The following is a 17,235-nucleotide window of genomic DNA, read 5'->3' as shown; positions in this document are numbered from 1 at the left end:
ATTTTTTAGTTGAATTGCTGCGTGCGACGCACGAATCACGCAGCACTTCCGGCGCCTGAACACCAGGAATGGCAGGCTTATGACGTGCGCCGTTTAGCGCGCCGTCCGGCGCCCGTGCGCGGGTGCACGAGCAGATCGAAGAAATGTTGCGCGGCGGCCGTCAGCGGACGGTTCTTGCGGCGGATCACGCCAAGTGTCCGCACGACGCTGGGCCCTGTGACCGGAATGCCGACGACCGACCGACGACGATCACGCGGCAGCGCGAGCTCCGGTACGACTCCGATCCCGAGGCCGGCTTCGATCATGCTGACGAGCGCGGGCACATGCTGTACTTCGCAGAACCAGTGCGGCTGTTGGACCGTTTGCGCGAGCGCGTTGTCGATCAGCGTGCGGTTACCGCTGCCCTGCGCGAGCAGCAGATAGTCCGGGTACTTCGCGAGATCCGTCCAGCTCACCGAACGTTTGGCCGCCAGCGGATGATCGCGCTGGCAAGCGAGCACGAACGGGTCCTGCAGAACGGGCGTGAATTCGATGTCGGGTTCCTGCGTGCCGATATAGGTGAGACCGAAGTCGGCGTCGCCGCGCGCCACCGCGAGAAAGACGACGGACGTTGTTTCGTCGATCAGCCGCACGCGGATGCCGGGATATTTCTGGTGATAAGCCTTCACGGCGCCGGGCAGGAAAAAGCTGACGGCCGACGGGACGCACGCAATCGTGACGAGCCCCGTCAAGCGCCGTCCCAGATCCTCCATGCCGAACAGCGAGCTTTCGAGTTCGGTAAGTACGTTGCGCGCCTTTTCGAGGAAAGAACGGCCCGCGACCGTCAGTTCCATTTTGCGCGTCGTGCGCTCAAAGAGCCGTATGTTAAGCGCAGATTCGAGCTTTTCCACGCGCCGCGATAGTGCGGACGGCGAAATGTTGAGCGAGTCGGCGGCGGCGCGAAAACTGCCGAAATCAGCAGACGCGACGAACGCTCGCAGGTCGGACAGATCGAAGTTCATTGTGCTCGTACGTGGATGGGTGCGCTTGCGACGTGCTGAAGGATTGCTCGAACCCGTACGCGGGCGCGCGGCCATTCGCGGCAACCGGGTCGCGGGAATGCGTCAGCCTGTCGGCGGCGAGCACCATACGCCAGCGCGGCAGATAATCCATCGCGGGAGGGCGACGAGTTCCCTCAACCGAAGCGCGAACGCGGTGCGCGACATGGCGCGTTGCCCTGCTAGCGTTTATCGGGTTCATTTCGCTGTCGGCGCCAGGTGGCGGCGGCTCGCGCAAGCCCTGTCTCATGCGGTCGATGCACCTACGCAACGTTGACCGGGCCGGTTCGTCCCGCACGAGAACGATGGTGGGTAGCGTGTTCAGCAGCAGAACCGGCGTACCGGCGGCCAGCGTGAAAACCCCGCCGACGCTTAGGGATGGACTATAAGGTATGGATCGTCGCGCTTCAATGCCATATCGCATCGCGCCGTAGTCGACGTGGAATGGACTGAGCCGACAGGCACCGTGATTCCGGGAGGATACCGACTGGCGCTAACGATTGAGGGGAAGGACTGTGGATAGCACCCAGGTGCGAACATCGTTCAGGCTAGCGAGTACGCCTTTCCTGATCCACGCTGCGCCGGGTTTTTCTTCGCAGCCCATCCGGATCGCGACGCTGCTCTGTCCGGCGAAACCGACACGGTCGCGGCCGGGGAGGGGCACACATCGTATCTGTTGCTGCTGCCTGGTGCGTCTTGCCGCTGAAGAGTTGTCGCCATGCGATCGATGAAGCTCGATGGAGGTCGCAGGTGAGCGCATGAGATCGCCGGACAGGGCCGGTCGATATGAATGTTATAGATTGGCGCCGACCGCGTGGAGCAGGTCGTCCTGTAGGGCCGCAGCGTCAGGCTCGGGCGAGCATTCGCCCCGCGTCTGTGCTGCGGCGCACCTGTTGTTTAGAAGCGTTCGCGGTCGAATTCCGGTAGCGCACGCGTACCCTCTGTCGCGACCGATTGCAGCAGCTCAGGCTCCAGATCGAGCAAACGCAGGATTGTCGGTGCAACCTGCGTGGTTAGCACACGCTCGTCGCTCGTACGTCCCGCGTGATGCGCGTGAGGCACATAGACGACGAGACCGAGATGGCTGTCGTCGGGCGCGTTGCCGCCGTGCTCTTCGTCCTTGCTCGTGCTCGAGGTATAGATGACCCCCGGGTTCGGCTGGACGATGATGTCGGGTGTGCGACCGCGTGCGGGATCGCCGAACCAGCCAGTCAACCGCGAGCCATAGAGAATGTACGCCAGCGGACCATCTGCGCAGATGCCGGGTGCGTTGCAGCTCAGGTTGTCTTTCAGGGTCTTCACGACGGCAGGAAGTTGACGTTGATCGCGCAACCAGATGAGCCCGACGTCGTCGGTCTGGACGAAGCCCGTACCGACGAGGCCCGTCCCGTCATTCAGGTTGCCGCTCTTCGTATTGTTCTGCCCGAAGTTGCCGTTCGGATCCAGATAGTTGTTTGCTTCGAGCAGCTTCGAGAGCGTGTCGCCGTTCTTGATCAGCCTGGAATGATCGGTCGGAGACTGGCCGTGCTTGGCGGTGACGATGATCGCCGTTGATGAATACAGGTTGCGCTCTTTCAGCTCGCTCACGATGCGTCCCAAGGCGGCGTCGAGATAGGCAATCGCATTGGTGACTTGCGGGCCGGGCGTGAAGCTCGCATCCAGATAGCCGCCGCCGGTTGCGACAGTCGCCTTCTGCGCGACGCTCAAAGTCTGGAAGTTGGTTCCAAACAGTGTAGGCACGTTGGCGCTCGATTGGCCTGTCGAGTCCTTGCCGTCGATTTCGTTGATGAGCGACTGCACATGGAAATTGTCGAACTGTTCCGTGTGAGTGTAGATGTCCGTGTAATTGGTGTTGGTAGCAGGATCAATGGAATTGATCTCGGTGCGCGACAGGTCGTCGACCCCCGTTCCCGAAGGCCCGTTGAGCCAGTCGTAGCCCCACGCATGTTTGTCCGCCCACGCGGTGCGAGCGCCTCTCACATGGCTTTTGACCACTTCGAAGATCGTGTTGGTCTTCACATAATTGTGCGGATAGACAGGCACGCACGCGCCATTGACCAAAGCGTGCGGAATAGCCTGCGGGTTGAATGCGCCGCCGCCGTTCAGATGGGTCAGGGCGCCGCCGTTCTCGGCGTCAATGCCCGTTGTTTCGTCGAACACAACGTTCCAGCCCTGCTTGCCGGAGCAATTGCTGTCGGACGGTGCGTAGAGCGTGCGATCATAGGAGACGTCGTAAAAGAGGCCTGCGGATTTGGGCGAACCACCGGTAACGAGCGCTGCGAGACCTGGAAACGAATCCGACAGGCCCGGCGTGTGCGCGTTCGTGTACGTGGTGCCGGCCTTTGCCAGCAACGCAAGGTTGGGACACGCATTGGAACTGATGCACCGCGCGACATCCTGTTGATGTAAGCCGTCGAAGCTGATCAGCAGCACATGTTTTACTGATGCGTGCTCACGCTCGTGCTCATGTTCGTTTTCATCTGCCGCTGCCGTTCCAACGATGCATGCACCCGCCAGCCATGCAACGGCCACGCCAACGGCCCTCCGATTACGCTTCCATCTCCGCATCATTAACATTTTTCGTCCTTTTCCGGTTGAAAGAAATATTTGGTAATGCGGCGCCACTGTGCCGTGCAATTGAGTCGTCGCGATGAATGCGCGCTTTCGATTGGATAACTCGTTACGAGTTGTGCTTCATAAAGAAGATAATTCTTAAGGTAACCTTAAGAAATCGAACAGCAGCGTGATCTTTGCTGCTTCAACTGAGCAATTCGCGACTACGCTGGTTGCGGCGATCAGATAGGTCGAAGACGCAGGGGTATCCCTGGCATTAGGAAAATCCTGGTTGGGTACAGCGCTTGCTCCGCCTGCAAATCTGTTCACGACGCCCTTGCGCATTGGGCTCCGGCTGTCGAAGAGCAGGCGCCTGATGCGTGACGCCTTCTACCTCGGGAAACGATAAGGACGACTGGAGAACGAAGTGATCAGATCGATAGCGGCGTTCCTGCCATTGCGACACGCTCAGGCGCATCCAGTTCGCCAGTCTGTTTGCCGAGCACCCTGAACAGCGCGCACGCCGGTGCGTTTTCGCCCGTGTCGCTGATCAATCCAGATCTTCAGATGTTGATCTGGCTGCCCATTTCCACAACCCGATTTGCCGGCAGGCTGTAGTACTCGGCCGCCTGCGCCGCATTTCTTGCGAGGAAGGCGAACAGCTTCTCGCGCCAGAGCGACATCGCGTTGGTCGCGCCTTTCGCCATGATCGTGTCACGCGCGAGAAAGAAAGATGTCTCAGCCGGTTCGTACTTCCAGTCAGGCATCTGTTGTTGCGCGAGTGCGAGAATGACGGGCACGTTCGGAATCTCCATGAAGCCATGGTGAACCGTGATGGCATAACATCCGTGCCCCATGTCGACAACGGTAGCCTTCCTCTCGTCAGGCACGTGCGGAACGTTATCCGTCGTGCCTGCGAGAAAGATATTGACGTTGTGCATGACGCCGTTGTGCTTCAGATTATGCAGAAAGGCGCTAGGCACCATATCCACCACGCCGCCTGGAAACACGGCGGTGCCGTTGACCCGGGGCGGCGAGTGCGCGCTATCACACAGCGAGTGAATCAATGGTGCGAGCGGGAGGTTGTCGGTTTTCATGCGGTCGACGACGATCTCGCGGCCTTTGTGCCACGTGGTCATGATCGTGAACAGCAGGCCGCCGGCAAGCAGCGGGAACCAGCCACCTTCAAGCACCTTGCTGACATTACTCGAAACGAACACGGCATCGACGAGAGCCAGCGGCCCGATCACGGCCAACGTCGCGAGCGGTTTCCAGTGCCAGAGGCAGTGAGTGATGAAGTACATGAGCAAGGTGGTCAGCAGCATCGTCGACGCGACTGCGATGCCGTAGGCTGCTGCCAGGTTATCGGAAGACTTGAAGAACACGACCAGAAATACGACTGCGGCGTAGAGCGTGACATTGATGAACGGTACGTACACCTGCCCTATTTCGTGCGTCGACGTGTGGACTACCGGTATGCGCGGCAGGAAGCCGAGCTGCACGGCCTGCTTGGTCATGGAGAACGCGCCGGAGATAACGGCTTGCGACGCGATGATGGTCGCCGCGGTCGCGAGCAGGACGAGCGGGACCAGCGCCCACCCCGGCGCGGATTGAAAGAAGGGCTGCGCGACTGCGGAAGGCTTTTCGATGATCAGCGCTGCCTGACCAAAATAATTCAGAATAAGACTGGGCAGAACGAGGAACAGCCACGCGAGCCGGATCGGCTTTTTGCCAAAATGGCCCATGTCCGCGTACAGGGCCTCACCGCCGGTCAGCGCGAGGAAGACCGAGCCCAGAACAACGAACGCTGTAGCGGGCGCATGCGCGACAAACGCGATGGCGTAGTACGGCGATGCAGCTCGCACGATATCGAGGTGGGTGACGATATGGGACAGCCCAAGCGCGGCTAACGTTACAAACCATAGAATCATCATCGGTCCGAAGACCTTGCCGACCGCACCGGTGCCGCGTTTCTGAAGCTTGAACAGGCCCGTGAGAATGACCAGCGAGATGGGAACAATCCATTCGGTCAGGTGAGGGTCCACCAGCGTCACGCCCTCAACCGCCGAGATGACAGATATCGCCGGCGTGATCATCGAATCACCATAGAACATCGCCGCGCCAAAGACGCCCAGGGTCAATAGCAGGCGGCGCAGCCGCGCAGGAGCGACGCCGGAAGCGAGCGCCGTGAGCGCCAGGATGCCGCCTTCGCCGTCATTGTCAGCGCGCATCACGAAACTGACGTACTTCAACGTGACGACGATCACGATCGACCAGAGAATCAGCGACACGATGCCGAACACATTCATCTGGGTCACACCACCTGCCGCCTTCAGACACTCCCGAAGCGTGTAGAGGGGGCTGGTTCCGATATCGCCAAACACGACGCCGATCGCGCCGAGAACGAGGCCCGGCGCAGCTTTTGTCACCGGAGAGGACGAGCTGATAGCAGACGAAGACATGGGGCCTGTAAATTAAGTGGATGACGCAGGGCGCTGCGCGTTGGAAAACTGGAGCTGCACACATGGTGCAAGTGGCGCGCCTGCCGCGGGCCGGTTCGCCGCTCGGACCTGGCCTACGCGCAAGATCACGGTTTGTTTATTTCGGGCGCCGGGTTCCCATCGGATTCCCCTTTCAACATACAAGTCGATGCTGAAGCCACCGCCCAGGAGGATGTAAGTGTTCATGCGAACACAACCATGAGCGATGCCTGGGTAGGGCCGGTGGCAAGACGCAGCACCTGCAAGCCTGGACTGCACGAGCAGCGTCCAAAGGGATGCCGCCACCGGCGCAGCCCTAGGCGCTGATCCTACATGCGCTTCCTTTCAGAAGTCCTGCGAGGCATGCAGTGGCATTCGACTAAAAGCGCTAAAAGCGATAAAGAACCGATGCCATCCCGTTGAGGTCGAGCCGGCGCTCGATGATCGGACTGCCTGCGGCGTAACGCTCGAGACGTCCCACGACGCAACCCGCGTTCGCCGACCAGTGCTCATTGAATTTGTACGTGGCATTCAGGTTGAAGTGAGCATCGCGCAAACCCGAACCGGTGTTGTAGGACGGCAGCCCTGATGCGGCGCTTTCATGCTGTGTGACGCCGAACATTGTCCGGGTGTAAGTCGCGTTAGCCCAGGTGAGGCCAGGCCCCATCGAAATAAGCCAGTTGCCGATCGGTGCCGACACGAACAGATCGGCCATTGCCGTCAGGCCTTGTCCAGTTCCCGCAATGTCCTGGTAGGCTGCCACTGCGCCGGTAAAGGCCCATACCGTGTAGTCGCCGAAGAGCCGTAGCTTGGGTCCGTAGTGGACATCCGGCAACCCCTTGAGCCGCACATCGTCGGACGACGACCTTGACTGAAAGTCGAAACTGATGGACATACCGAGGTGGTAGTTCTCCCCGCGCAGTACGTTCACGCCGAGCACATCCGGACCCTGCGAGAAGATACGGTCCTTCCATGAAATGTCCTGCGCCGGGAAAGGGAGCGTCTGCAACTGTGCGGAGCCAGGGAACTTCGGAAAAACATACAGGCCAGGCCCAACCGAGATCTTCCAGTCGCTGGCGGCCTGCGATTCGTCGGCGACGGCAACGCCCGTGCAACAGGCGCTGACCGCGGCGAGGGCCAGACAGCGGCGTGCGATTGACGCATTGCGCGGCTTCATGCCTTCCTCGCTACGGCGGCCAGTTGCCTCAGGCGCCGCGCGAGCGCTCTGGATACGACCGGCGTCGGGTTGTTGCACGACGCCGACGCCGCGGCGCTCTCGCGCATGAACAGCGCGCATTCCCGTGCGACGACCTCGCGCTCGTTATCCGATGTGATCATATGGTACGAGTCGTCGAGCCATACAGTGCGAAGAAACGACGCCCCAACATTCGCGATGACCTCGCGTGCGTTGTGCGGGCTGGACGTCTCATCGTCGATTGCATGAATGATGAGGCAGTCGGTGCTGATGCTCTTCAGTTTCCTGCGCACCAGTTTCGCAAGCCGGCTCGCTTCGTGAAGCGCAGGCATCGCAATGGATGCGGGACCGACCTCGCTGATTTCACCTTTTTGCATGACGCGTGCAATCTTCGCGCGCAACGCTTCGTTGCGCAGCCCATAAGGTTCATGCTCGCGATAACGGTAGCGTGAGCGCAGCGGCGTGTAGTAGACGTAGTCGAGCAAAAATCGGTACCAGGGAATGGCCCAGCCGTCGTAACTGAGCGTGATCGACAGCAGCAGCAACGCTCGCGCGCTCGGGCGCTGCTGGGCGACGGCGGCGGCCAGCGTTGCGCCCATGGAAAGACCGCACACCGAAACGTGCCGGTGTCGGGCGGCAAGCACGTCGAACTCGGCGACGGCTGCGCTGATCCACTGTTCCATCGGCAGATGTCCTGTGCCGGCGCTGTAGCCACGAAGTTCCGGTGCGTGAGTTATAAAGCCTTCTTCAGCCAGCGCGCGCGCCAGAAAGCGCAATTCTGCCGGAGAACTCGACAAGCCGTGCAAAAGCAGAACGGCGTGATCGTTGCCTGGAGCCGTGAAAGCCGGAGACATGTTCATGGTCAGTCTTCTGCCCGGAGGATCAGAAATTCGCCGGACGGCGTAATGAAGCGTTCGCACACGCATTCGACCGCATGCCAATCGTGTTCATGCGCTAGAAAACGCATGCGGTGATGGCCCGGCACCAACCGGTCGTTCACGCGCGCGAGATCATCCGGATGCACGTCGGAATGCCGGGTGCCATAAGCGATGCCGGTGCGAAACGATTCGTCGTCGATAATGCCGTCGGTCGTGGAAGTTGCCGCTGTTGCAACGAGACTGCCGGGCGGCGCGCTCGTCGTCGGATCGAGTGCCTTGATCAGAATGAGTGATTGGTTGTGCTGGGCAATGTGATGCAGCATGCGATGCATTTCATCCGTAGCACGACGCGCGAGCAAGCGTTCGTTATCGCCGCGCAGCAGCACCTCATAGCGCGAGTGCGCGACAGACGCGAGTAGTTCAGCGCGGTACTGCGCGCGCTTCAGGCGCTCGACCAGCGTAATGACAATAATCGTGATGAGCGGATAGGACACCAGCAGTCGGACGTCCGACGCGTCGATAATATCCAGGCGACCGTACGGCGGAACGAACAGATAATCGGCGAGCCACAATCCCGCTATCATCACGCAGATTGCGGGCGCGAGGCCGCAGTAATATTCGACAAGCACGGCAGCGATGAGAAACGCGGTGCCCGGCATGATCGGACCAAGCAGCGGGTGCAGGACTGAACGGATGGCGGCGGCGGTACACAGTGCCGCCGCCGCGGTAATCCACCGTTTGCGGCCTCGCGGCGCCCAGCGGCGAGAGTTTTCGACTTTCATTCGTTATTGCGGTGATTTGTTATTCACTTGTGAAACAGTGATTGTGCCAGACACTTTTGTGACATGTTCGGCCAGGTAGAAACAGGGCGGACTGCGCCGGATTTTGCTGAGTGCAATGGCGACTACCGACAAATGCGAATTAAAACGTCAATCCGGCGCTCGTCGAATACCGGCCCTTGAGCTAATAAAGCTCTGAATGCCCGTTAATTCTGTTAGCCACGTTCATCGCATTTGTTATCGGCAGCAAGAGCCGCAGCTTTTAACAGATCACCCGGAGCGAGACTGTCAGTTCTTTCGTCCATTGAGCTTCAGGAACGCGTGAGCGGCAGGATGCCAGTTCATGTCGCGAGCGCGGTCGCGCCCGCATGGCCGGCTCGACGCCGCGAGGCGCTCGTGATGACTCCGGCCCACGTGACATCATTTACAGTTCAGATAGATGCCGTGATTCGGAGATCGTATATCGTCCACGCATTTCTTCCACCGTTCTTGCTCCGCACAACGCGATGGCCAGGTCGAACTCGTGTCCGAGTATTTCAAGTGCACGCGCCACGCCCGGCTCGCCTTTTGCCGCAAGTCCATATAACGTGGCGCGACCGAGCTGAACGCCGTCTGCACCGAGCGCGATCGCCTTGGCGATATCGACGCCGGTACGAAAGCCGCTGTCGATAAGGACCGTCATGTCATGAGCGGATTCCCTGAATGCGGGCAGCATTTCGATCGTCGAACCTGCGCCGTCCAGTTGACGGCCGCCGTGATTCGACACGACAGCGCCGTCAGCCCCGACCTCGCGCGCGAGACGCGCATGCGTCGGAGTGGTGAGTCCCTTGAGCACCAGCTTTCCGTCCCACTGTTCCCTCAGCCACTGAATGTCGCTCCACGAGAACGACGCGCTGATCTGCTGCTGCATGACGTCCGAAATGGTCGATCCCTGCGCTGCACCGCCTAACAGGTCCGCGAATACCTTGAGCGTGGGAACGCCGTGCCTTGCCATCTGTAACGCCCAGCGCGCGTGGCGCGCCGCATCGACAAGATTGGCCATCGTCCAGCGAAAAGGCAGCGTGAAGCCGTTTCTGATGTCACGGTTGCGACGTCCACCGACCGCGGTATCGACCGTCAATTGCAGGACATCGAAACGGTAACTGGCGATCTGCTTCAGAAACTCTGTTGCAAGCCCTCTGTCTTTGAGCATGTAAAGTTGAAACCAGCGCAACCGACCCGCGGCTGCGTCCATTTCCCGCATCCCAACCGTCGCGGCGGTACTCATGACGAAAGGAATGTTGGCGCGTGCAGCGACCCTCGCAATACACAGATCTCCGTGCCCCCAGGCCGCACCGTTCAGGCCGGTGGGACCAATCACCAGCGGCATCGCAACATCCTGTCCAAACAGCCGCGTTCTGCTCGAGCGAGTGGAGACGTCGACGAGCACCTCCGGTTTGAGCAGCACATGCTGAAAGGCGGCACGGTTGCGTCGTGCGGTCAGCTCCTCGCCGGCGGCGCCGTCGATGTAATCGAAAACCATGCGCGGCAACCTTCGACGCGCGAGTTCGCGCAAATCGCTGATGCTTGCCGCACGTTGGAGCTGCCGGTCCCGAGTCATAGCAAAGTTTTGAGTTATGAGTGAGAAGCGGGAAGAGCGGTGCGTGCTCCGATATTTCCGCTGAGCGACGCGAATCCGAACGTGCCGGCGAGCGTGATCGCCGCGCAGGTGATCATCAGATAACCTGGAGAGGCGAGGTTGCCGGTCTGCCGGATAAGCCAGGTGGCCACCAAGGGTGCGGGACCGCTGAAAATGGTCATGCCCAGGTTGAAGGAAAGCGCGATACCACTGAAGCGAACCCGCGTCGGAAACATGTCTGCAATGATGCAGGCGAACGTACCATTGATGAGAGCCGCCCCTAATCCTGCGAGGAACATCAGCGTCATCAGATTCATACGGTGCGCGACCACAGCGTTATAGAAAGGCATGCTCAGCAGAATCAGCAGCAGCGCTCCCACGCGCATCAGATGGCGACGCGGTATCCAGTCTCCCAGGCGTCCAACCAGAAGGATACCGATCGACGCGGTGCCAAGCGCGAGGTTCTGGGCAATCGCCACATTGCGCGCATCATAGTGCAGCAGTTTTTCCAGATAGGCTGGCATGTGCGCGAACAGCAAGCCGTTGTAGCCGGCCGTCGCGACGGCGGCCGTGACGCCGAAGACCACCGCGCGCCAGTGTTCACGCAGTAACTCCGTTAGCGGCCGCTTCGACGCCATGTTTTTCATTCTGGCAAATTCCGGCGTTTCTTCCAGTTTGCGGCGCAGCCAGAAGCCAAGCAGGCCGATCAAACCGCCGAAGACAAACGCAATGCGCCAGCCATAAGCCGCGACGTCCGGCGGCGGCAGCAGCATGTGCACGGCGAGATTGACCGCTGCGGCGAGCAGCACGCCCGAATTCACGCAAAAGAAAACAATGCCGCACACGAAGCCGGCCCGTCGCGGCACGGTTTCGACCACATAGGTGATCGATCCCGGCAGTTCGCCGCCCAGACAGAAGCCCTGGATCAGGCGCAGCAGGATCATCGTCAGCGTCGCGGCGATGCCCCAGCTCGCATAGGTTGGCACGAGCCCCATTCCAATCGTGGATAGCGACACGATCATCACCGAGACGATGAACACACGGCGGCGTCCATGGCGATCACCGAACCAGCTCAGCACCAGGCCACCGATCGGCCGCGACAGGTAGCCGATTGCGAACACCGCAAACGACAGAACGAGCGCCATCGTCGAGTCGAGCATCGAGAAAAAAGCGCGGCCGATGTACTGCGCGAATACGCCGTACACGACGAAATCGTAAAACTCGAGCGCGCCGCCAAGGCTGGCGAGAATGATGAGCCGCCATTGATTGATGCTCGGACGGTCGGCCGGCGCGGCAAGCGGCTGGCTGGAATCGAAGGTAGGCATCGTGTCTCCGCAGGCATGGCGTATCGTCGGACCGCGCGGCCGGCCATGCATGCGCCGCGCGGCGTTCGCTGCAGGAAAGCGGCTAACGGGGTGTCACGCGGAAGATCGGCAGGATCTCGCGTCGCCGAATACTTCGCTTACGGCGAGCGCCTGCCCGGCGTCGACGTCCTCCGGCAGCGCGGGAGCCGGTCCGGTCGATGGGTCAGGCGGGTTCACCATGCGCAACTGCCGGGTTGTCAGCAGCATGGAATCGGTCGAGCCGCCTCGCAGTGCCCGGGCGAGGCCCGCGGCGAACGCGCCGAGCGCCGTCGTTTCAACCGCCGGAGCATCGGCGAGACAGAGCAGCACGCTCATGATGTTGTCTCCGATCTATTCTGTTTGGCGCTTTGTCGATCGCTTGTGTTCTGCTTCCCGGTTATGCGGGATGACAACGATCAGCGCTCGGGCAAGCTTAGCCGGGCTTGGCGGCGAATCGCAAATGACGCTTTCAGTGCAGCGCATAACCGCACGGTTATACACGGTTAAGGGAAAAAACGCATGTCGACACCGCTCGATTCGATCGAGCGGTTCTATCGTTCACGTGGGTTTGTTGCGCCATCCTCTGCCTGCTTTTCACGCCCCAGTCAATTTTGACAAACCCCTACCGTCATTTTTGATTGTGCATTATGTGTTGTGCACCGCAATAGCCGAACACTCGTGAGGATGGAAGATGAACCCCACCGAATTGCCCGCGCGTAAGGCCTTTCCGACCGCTCATCCGGCAGCGCCGTCGTCCGACGCGAGCCGGCTGCACGTGCGCCAGCTGAGTCACGCGTTTCAGACTGCCGAAGGCGTGAGCACCACCATCTTCGAGCGCCTCGACTTCGCCGTGCGCGAAGGCGAAATCGTGTCGATCGTCGGGCGCAGCGGCGCGGGTAAGAGCACGCTCTTCAATCTGGTTTCGGGTCTTCTGACGCCGCAAGCCGGCCATATAGCGATAGGCGCGCGCACCGACGGTTCGCCCGGACGCATTGCCTATATGCTGCAAAAAGATCTGATGATGCCGTGGCGCACCGTGCTGCAAAACGCGCTGCTCGGCGTCGAGCTGTATCGCAAGGTGCGGCCCGAGGACGTGACGCGCGCTCGTGACATGCTTGCGCGCTACGGTCTTGCAAGCGTCGCCGACGCGTATCCGCATTCGCTTTCGGGCGGCATGCGCCAGCGTGTGGCGCTGACCCGCACACTGCTGGTCGAACCGACACTCGTATTGCTCGACGAACCGTTCTCCGCACTCGACTACGAGACGCGCCTCGCGCTCGAAGACGACATCATCGCGCTGCGCGAGCAGACCGGCACGAGCGTGGTGCTCGTCACGCACGACATCGAGGAAGCCATTGCCATGAGCGACCGCGTGATCCTGCTCGGCGGCCGCCCGGCGCGCGTGCAGGATGAGATCGACATCACGCTGAGCACGCATGGCCCGCGCACCGCCGTCTCCGCACGCGAAGCGCCCGAATTCCGCGCCTATCACGCGCGCGTCTGGAATGGACTGCGCGGCGGCGCCGTGCAACCCGACTCACGTACCCCGCAAGGAGCCGCACATGAGTGAAGCCGTGCTGTCCACCACCGTCACGCCCAGAAAGATCACACGCCTCGTGCCAGGCAAGCTCGGCACGACTGGCGCCGTGATCGGCATCGTCGTGTTGCTGGTTGCGCTGTGGCAATTCGCCGTCGCGTCGGGCTGGATCAACGGCAAGCTGCTCGGCTCGCCTGCCGGCATCTACGATGCCGCCGTATTCGGCCTGTCGCAAGGCACGCTCGCGTCCGATACCTGGGTCACGCTGTACGAGACGCTCGCGGGTCTTGCCGCCGGCAGCGCGCTCGGCATCGGGCTCGGTCTGCTGCTGTGGTTTCTGCCCGCGATTTCCGGCGTTGCCGAAGGTCTGTCCGTCATTCTGAACAGCATTCCGAAGATCGCACTCGGGCCGCTGATCGTTATCTGGTTCGGCTCTGATGCGTCGTCGAAAATCTGGCTCGCGGGCATCTCCACCTTCGCCGTCGCGATGATCTCGTCCTGCGCCGCTGCGCGCGAAGTCGACCGCGATCTTCTCAATCTCTTCCGCTCGTTCAAGGCGCGTCGCACGATGATCTTCATGAAGCTCATCGTGCCGAGCGCGCTGCCGTGGATCTTCTCGACGCTGCGCGTCAACATTGGCTTCGCGCTGATCGGCGCAGTGGTCGGCGAGTACATTGCGTCGCAGGCGGGGCTTGGACACGCGGTGTTCGTCGCGGGCTCGCTCTTCGATCTCAATACCGTCTGGCTCGGCATTATCGTGCTGACGTTGATGGCATCGGTTCTTAGCTGGATCGTTCAATTCGCTGAAGCAAGGATCATTTCATGGAAGAGAAAATGAAGACAAACGTTCTGCTCACGGGTGTCGTGGCCGCCTGCATGGCCGTATTCGGATGGCAAGGCGCGCATGCGCAAGCGTCGCAACCGGTCGTCGTGTATCAGGCGTTCCAGTCGATTCAATACTTGCCGCTCTATGTCGCGATCGACAAGGGCATCTTCACGAAGAACGGCCTCACCGTGCAGAAGATCACGGCGGGCAGCGGCGCGGCGGGCGTGGCGGCGGTTATCGGCGGCCACGCGGATTTCTCGCTGCAGGACCCGATGACCGCCATGCTCGCGAACCTCAAGGGCGCGTCGCTCATCAATGTGGCGAACGTGGTGGCGGGCGTGCCGGTCTGGGTGATCGCGCCGCAGGACTCGCCGGTCAAGAGCCTGAAGGACTTGAATGGCAAGAGCGTCGCGACAGCGTTGCCGCCCTCTACGAGCACCTATCTTCTGCAGCGCCTCATTAGCGACGAGAAGCTCGCCGACGTGAAGATGAACACGGTGCAGATCGGCACCGAACTCGCGCCTGTCACGGCGGGGCGTTCCGAGGCGGCGGCGCTCTACATGCCGCAGGCGGAAACCGGAATCTCGCAAGGCTATCGCATCGTGTATGCGTTTCCGAAGGCTTATCCGGGCGGCTATGCGTTCTCGACGATCGACACGCTCACGTCCACCATCAAGAACAAGCCGAAGATGGTCGAGGCTTTCGTGAAGTCGATCGGCGAAGCTGAAGCGCTCATCCAGCAATCGCACGATACGGCCAAGGCCGTGGCGCGTACGGAGTTTCCGTCGCTCGATCCGAAGATCGTGGACTCGGCGGTCCAGCGTCTGATCGATCAGAACATCTATGCGCCCACGCCTGAAATCTCGGAGCAGGCGTTCAGGAACGCGCTCGCGCTGCAGGAGTCGATCGGCAACATCAAGCCTGGTGCGATCACCTATACGAGCGGCGTCGACAACTCGTTTGCGGCAGCTGCGGTGAAGGCCAGGTAAGCGATGACCGATCAGCCTCGTTCCTTGCTCGCGACTGTGTTTGCCAATCGTCACGATGAAGCGGCGGTGCGCCACACCTTGCAGGAGGCGCAAGCGCGCGCCGACATGCTCGATCCGTGGCTGCGCGCCTTCGTACATCGTCCCGATGTCTACAGCGTGCGCGATGCGGTGGCGGGTCCGCTTGCGGGCGTGCCAATCGGCGTGAAGGATCTCGCCGATACGTGCGACATGCCCACCTGCTACGGTTCGGCAATCTACAGCGGCCATCGTCCGGCGCACGACGCGCGCATCGTCGCTTCGATCCGCGCGCTCGGGGGCATCGTCTTCGGCAAGACCGCGACGACGGAGTTTGCGTGGCGCGGCCCCGCCGCGACGGTCAATCCGTGGAACCGTGCGCATACGCCGGGCGGTTCGTCGAGCGGCTCGGCGGCTGCAGTCGCAGCGGGTATCGTACCGCTCGCCATCGGTACGCAGACGGTCGGCTCGGTGATTCGTCCTGCCGCTTATTGCGGCGTAGTCGGGTACAAACCGACGTATCGCAAGATCGCGACCAAAGGCGTGCATCCGCTCGCGGCGTCACTCGATCACATCGGCTTCTTCGCGCGTTCTGTGGAAGATATCGCGGTTGCGCATGCGCTTTTTGTCGATGCCGCGCCGGACACCCTCTCCGATGAAGGCTCCTGGCGCGCGTATTTCGCTGGCGGCGACGCTGCGCCCCGGCTCGGTGTCGTACGCACGCCGTTCTGGGACCCGCTGATAGCGCCGCATCAACGCGCGAGCTTCGACGCATCGCTGCAACTTCTGCGCGAAGGCGGCGCGAATATCGTCGAACTGGACTACGGCGCGGACCTGCAGCAGATGCGCGAAGCCACGCTGACCATTCTCGCGGTCGAAGCGTACCGGGCTATCGGCGATGCGGCGGCGCGCAAGCCGGAGCTCATCAGCGAACACATGCGCGCGCTGCTTGCCGAGGGCGCGGCCATGTCGCCCGAGCGCTATCAGGAAGCGCTGCTGTTGCAAGCCGAACTGCGCGTGCGCTCGCAGCCGTTGCTCGAAGGTTGCGACGCGCTCGTCACGCTGCCTTCGGGCGGCGCGGCGCCCGAAGGTCTGGGCGATACGGGCGACGCGCGTTTTTGCGCGCCGTGGAGCCTGATGGGCGCACCCGCCGTTACGGTGCCGTCGGGCTGGAACGATGCGGGCTTGCCGCTCGGCCTGCAATTCGTCGGCGGCTATAGCGACGATCTGAAGCTGCTGCGCATCGCCGCATCGGTCGAGGGCATGCTCGGGTTCAAGCGGCGCGCGCTACCCGACTGAACACAAACCAGGGAGACGACGTGAGCCAGCCATTTCGCACCATCGCGCAATATGTTCTCGGCACCTTGCGCGCGGAAATTCTGCAGGGTGTGTACCCGCCGAACACGCGGCTTCGCCAGGAGGAAGTGGCCAAGCGGCTCAACGTCAGCACGACGCCCGTGCGCGAGGCGTTTCGCGATCTGCGCGCCGAGGGGCTCGTCGCTATCGATCCAAACAAGGGTGTCATCACGCGTGAGCTCACTGCCGCCGATGTCACCGAGATCTACGAACTGCGCATGGTGCTCGAACCGATGCTCGCCGAACGCGCTTGCGCCAACGCCAGCGAAGCCAGCCTTGCGGCCGCCGAAGCCGTGCACGAGACGATGTGCGCAACGACCTCGTCCGAGACCTGGGCCATTCTCAACGAAGCGTTTCATCAGCATCTGATGGCGAGCGAAGCGGGCACGCGCCTGTTCAACCTCGTCGAGGGGCTGTCGCTCGTCGCGCGGCCTTATGTGTCGCTGTCGATGTACGTGAAGGGCGATATCATGGACAGCAATAACCGCGAGCACGCGGCGTTGCTGGATGGCTACCGCGCGCGCGATGGCCGTGCCGTGCACGAACAGACGCGCGCGCACCTCGAAAACACGCGCAACGCCATTGCCGCGTGCGTCGAACAATCTTTCGCCAGGGCGGCGGCCTGATCG

15 protein-coding genes are annotated in these 17,235 nt (G+C 61.5%); 5 read left to right on the top strand and 10 right to left on the bottom strand.

The annotated features are described in order from the left end of the window. Positions 1-77: 77 nt before the first annotated feature. From AAGS40_RS29055 to AAGS40_RS29010, 10 genes are all read right to left on the bottom strand, one after another. Positions 78-1,001, bottom strand: a complete 924-nt coding sequence (locus tag AAGS40_RS29055) for a LysR family transcriptional regulator (protein ID WP_345817010.1) — start codon at positions 999-1,001, stop codon at positions 78-80. Between the two features lie 933 nt (positions 1,002-1,934). Next, positions 1,935-3,614, bottom strand: coding sequence for an alkaline phosphatase family protein (locus tag AAGS40_RS29050; RefSeq protein ID WP_345817009.1), 1,680 nt, complete (start codon positions 3,612-3,614; stop codon positions 1,935-1,937). Positions 3,615-4,021: 407 nt separating this feature from the next. Beyond that, entirely contained in the window at positions 4,022-4,144 is a 123-nt protein-coding gene (locus AAGS40_RS29045; RefSeq protein WP_345817008.1) for a hypothetical protein, read from the bottom strand. A gap of 9 nt (positions 4,145-4,153) precedes the next feature. Beyond that, positions 4,154-6,052 carry a potassium transporter Kup gene (locus AAGS40_RS29040; RefSeq protein WP_345817007.1) on the bottom strand — a complete coding sequence of 633 codons (1,899 nt, stop codon included), beginning with the start codon at positions 6,050-6,052 and terminating at the stop codon, positions 4,154-4,156. Positions 6,053-6,458: 406 nt separating this feature from the next. Next, positions 6,459-7,247: a MipA/OmpV family protein gene (locus AAGS40_RS29035; protein ID WP_345817006.1), complete on the bottom strand. Its 789-nt coding sequence runs from the start codon at positions 7,245-7,247 to the stop codon at positions 6,459-6,461. Beyond that, entirely contained in the window at positions 7,244-8,125 is an 882-nt protein-coding gene (locus AAGS40_RS29030) for an alpha/beta fold hydrolase (protein WP_345817005.1), read from the bottom strand. Before AAGS40_RS29030 ends, AAGS40_RS29035 begins: the two co-directional genes overlap by 4 nt. Positions 8,126-8,127: 2 nt before the next feature. After that, positions 8,128-8,925, bottom strand: coding sequence for a DUF4118 domain-containing protein (locus AAGS40_RS29025; protein ID WP_345817004.1), 798 nt, complete (start codon positions 8,923-8,925; stop codon positions 8,128-8,130). Positions 8,926-9,346: 421 nt separating this feature from the next. Beyond that, complete coding sequence (locus AAGS40_RS29020) at positions 9,347-10,444, bottom strand: alpha-hydroxy acid oxidase (protein ID WP_345817003.1); 1,098 nt, start codon at positions 10,442-10,444, stop codon at positions 9,347-9,349. 92 nt (positions 10,445-10,536) lie between these two features. Further along, positions 10,537-11,865 carry an MFS transporter gene (locus AAGS40_RS29015; protein WP_345817002.1) on the bottom strand — a complete coding sequence of 443 codons (1,329 nt, stop codon included), beginning with the start codon at positions 11,863-11,865 and terminating at the stop codon, positions 10,537-10,539. A gap of 93 nt (positions 11,866-11,958) precedes the next feature. After that, positions 11,959-12,219 carry a hypothetical protein gene (locus tag AAGS40_RS29010; RefSeq protein ID WP_345817001.1) on the bottom strand — a complete coding sequence of 87 codons (261 nt, stop codon included), beginning with the start codon at positions 12,217-12,219 and terminating at the stop codon, positions 11,959-11,961. A gap of 355 nt (positions 12,220-12,574) precedes the next feature. On the opposite strand from AAGS40_RS29010, the gene AAGS40_RS29005 reads away from it, so the two are divergent. Genes AAGS40_RS29005 through AAGS40_RS28985 form a run of 5 tightly spaced genes read left to right on the top strand, consistent with a single transcriptional unit; the run spans position 12,575 to position 17,232 of the window. Next, positions 12,575-13,453 (top strand): ABC transporter ATP-binding protein, encoded by an 879-nt coding sequence (locus AAGS40_RS29005; protein WP_345817000.1) that lies wholly within the window; start codon positions 12,575-12,577, stop codon positions 13,451-13,453. After that, positions 13,446-14,258, top strand: coding sequence for an ABC transporter permease (locus AAGS40_RS29000; RefSeq protein WP_345816999.1), 813 nt, complete (start codon positions 13,446-13,448; stop codon positions 14,256-14,258). Before AAGS40_RS29005 ends, AAGS40_RS29000 begins: the two co-directional genes overlap by 8 nt. After that, entirely contained in the window at positions 14,255-15,235 is a 981-nt protein-coding gene (locus AAGS40_RS28995; protein ID WP_345816998.1) for an ABC transporter substrate-binding protein, read from the top strand. Before AAGS40_RS29000 ends, AAGS40_RS28995 begins: the two co-directional genes overlap by 4 nt. Before the next feature lie 3 nt (positions 15,236-15,238). After that, the gene (locus tag AAGS40_RS28990; protein ID WP_345816997.1) at positions 15,239-16,549 is read left to right on the top strand and encodes an amidase; all 1,311 of its coding nucleotides are present in this window, start codon (positions 15,239-15,241) and stop codon (positions 16,547-16,549) included. Between the two features lie 20 nt (positions 16,550-16,569). After that, entirely contained in the window at positions 16,570-17,232 is a 663-nt protein-coding gene (locus AAGS40_RS28985) for a GntR family transcriptional regulator (RefSeq protein WP_345816996.1), read from the top strand. The last annotated feature ends 3 nt before the right edge of the window (positions 17,233-17,235 follow it).

This window comes from Paraburkholderia sp. PREW-6R, assembly GCF_039621805.1.
Lineage (GTDB): Bacteria > Pseudomonadota > Gammaproteobacteria > Burkholderiales > Burkholderiaceae > Paraburkholderia.
This window is presented reverse-complemented; position numbering and strand designations above follow the sequence as displayed.

Bases quoted from the DNA above. Each gene is read 5' to 3' on its own strand.
- AAGS40_RS29055 (WP_345817010.1), bottom strand. From the start codon at position 1,001: ATGAACTTCGATCTGTCCGACCTGCGAGCGTTCGTCGCGTCTGCTGAT.
- AAGS40_RS29050 (WP_345817009.1), bottom strand. From the start codon at position 3,614: ATGTTAATGATGCGGAGATGGAAGCGTAATCGGAGGGCCGTTGGCGTG.
- AAGS40_RS29040 (WP_345817007.1), bottom strand. From the start codon at position 6,052: ATGTCTTCGTCTGCTATCAGCTCGTCCTCTCCGGTGACAAAAGCTGCG.
- AAGS40_RS29035 (WP_345817006.1), bottom strand. From the start codon at position 7,247: ATGAAGCCGCGCAATGCGTCAATCGCACGCCGCTGTCTGGCCCTCGCC.
- AAGS40_RS29030 (WP_345817005.1), bottom strand. From the start codon at position 8,125: ATGAACATGTCTCCGGCTTTCACGGCTCCAGGCAACGATCACGCCGTT.
- AAGS40_RS29025 (WP_345817004.1), bottom strand. From the start codon at position 8,925: ATGAAAGTCGAAAACTCTCGCCGCTGGGCGCCGCGAGGCCGCAAACGG.
- AAGS40_RS29020 (WP_345817003.1), bottom strand. From the start codon at position 10,444: ATGGTTTTCGATTACATCGACGGCGCCGCCGGCGAGGAGCTGACCGCA.
- AAGS40_RS29015 (WP_345817002.1), bottom strand. From the start codon at position 11,865: ATGCCTACCTTCGATTCCAGCCAGCCGCTTGCCGCGCCGGCCGACCGT.
- AAGS40_RS29010 (WP_345817001.1), bottom strand. From the start codon at position 12,219: ATGAGCGTGCTGCTCTGTCTCGCCGATGCTCCGGCGGTTGAAACGACG.
- AAGS40_RS29005 (WP_345817000.1), top strand. From the start codon at position 12,575: ATGAACCCCACCGAATTGCCCGCGCGTAAGGCCTTTCCGACCGCTCAT.
- AAGS40_RS29000 (WP_345816999.1), top strand. From the start codon at position 13,446: ATGAGTGAAGCCGTGCTGTCCACCACCGTCACGCCCAGAAAGATCACA.
- AAGS40_RS28995 (WP_345816998.1), top strand. From the start codon at position 14,255: ATGAAGACAAACGTTCTGCTCACGGGTGTCGTGGCCGCCTGCATGGCC.
- AAGS40_RS28990 (WP_345816997.1), top strand. From the start codon at position 15,239: ATGACCGATCAGCCTCGTTCCTTGCTCGCGACTGTGTTTGCCAATCGT.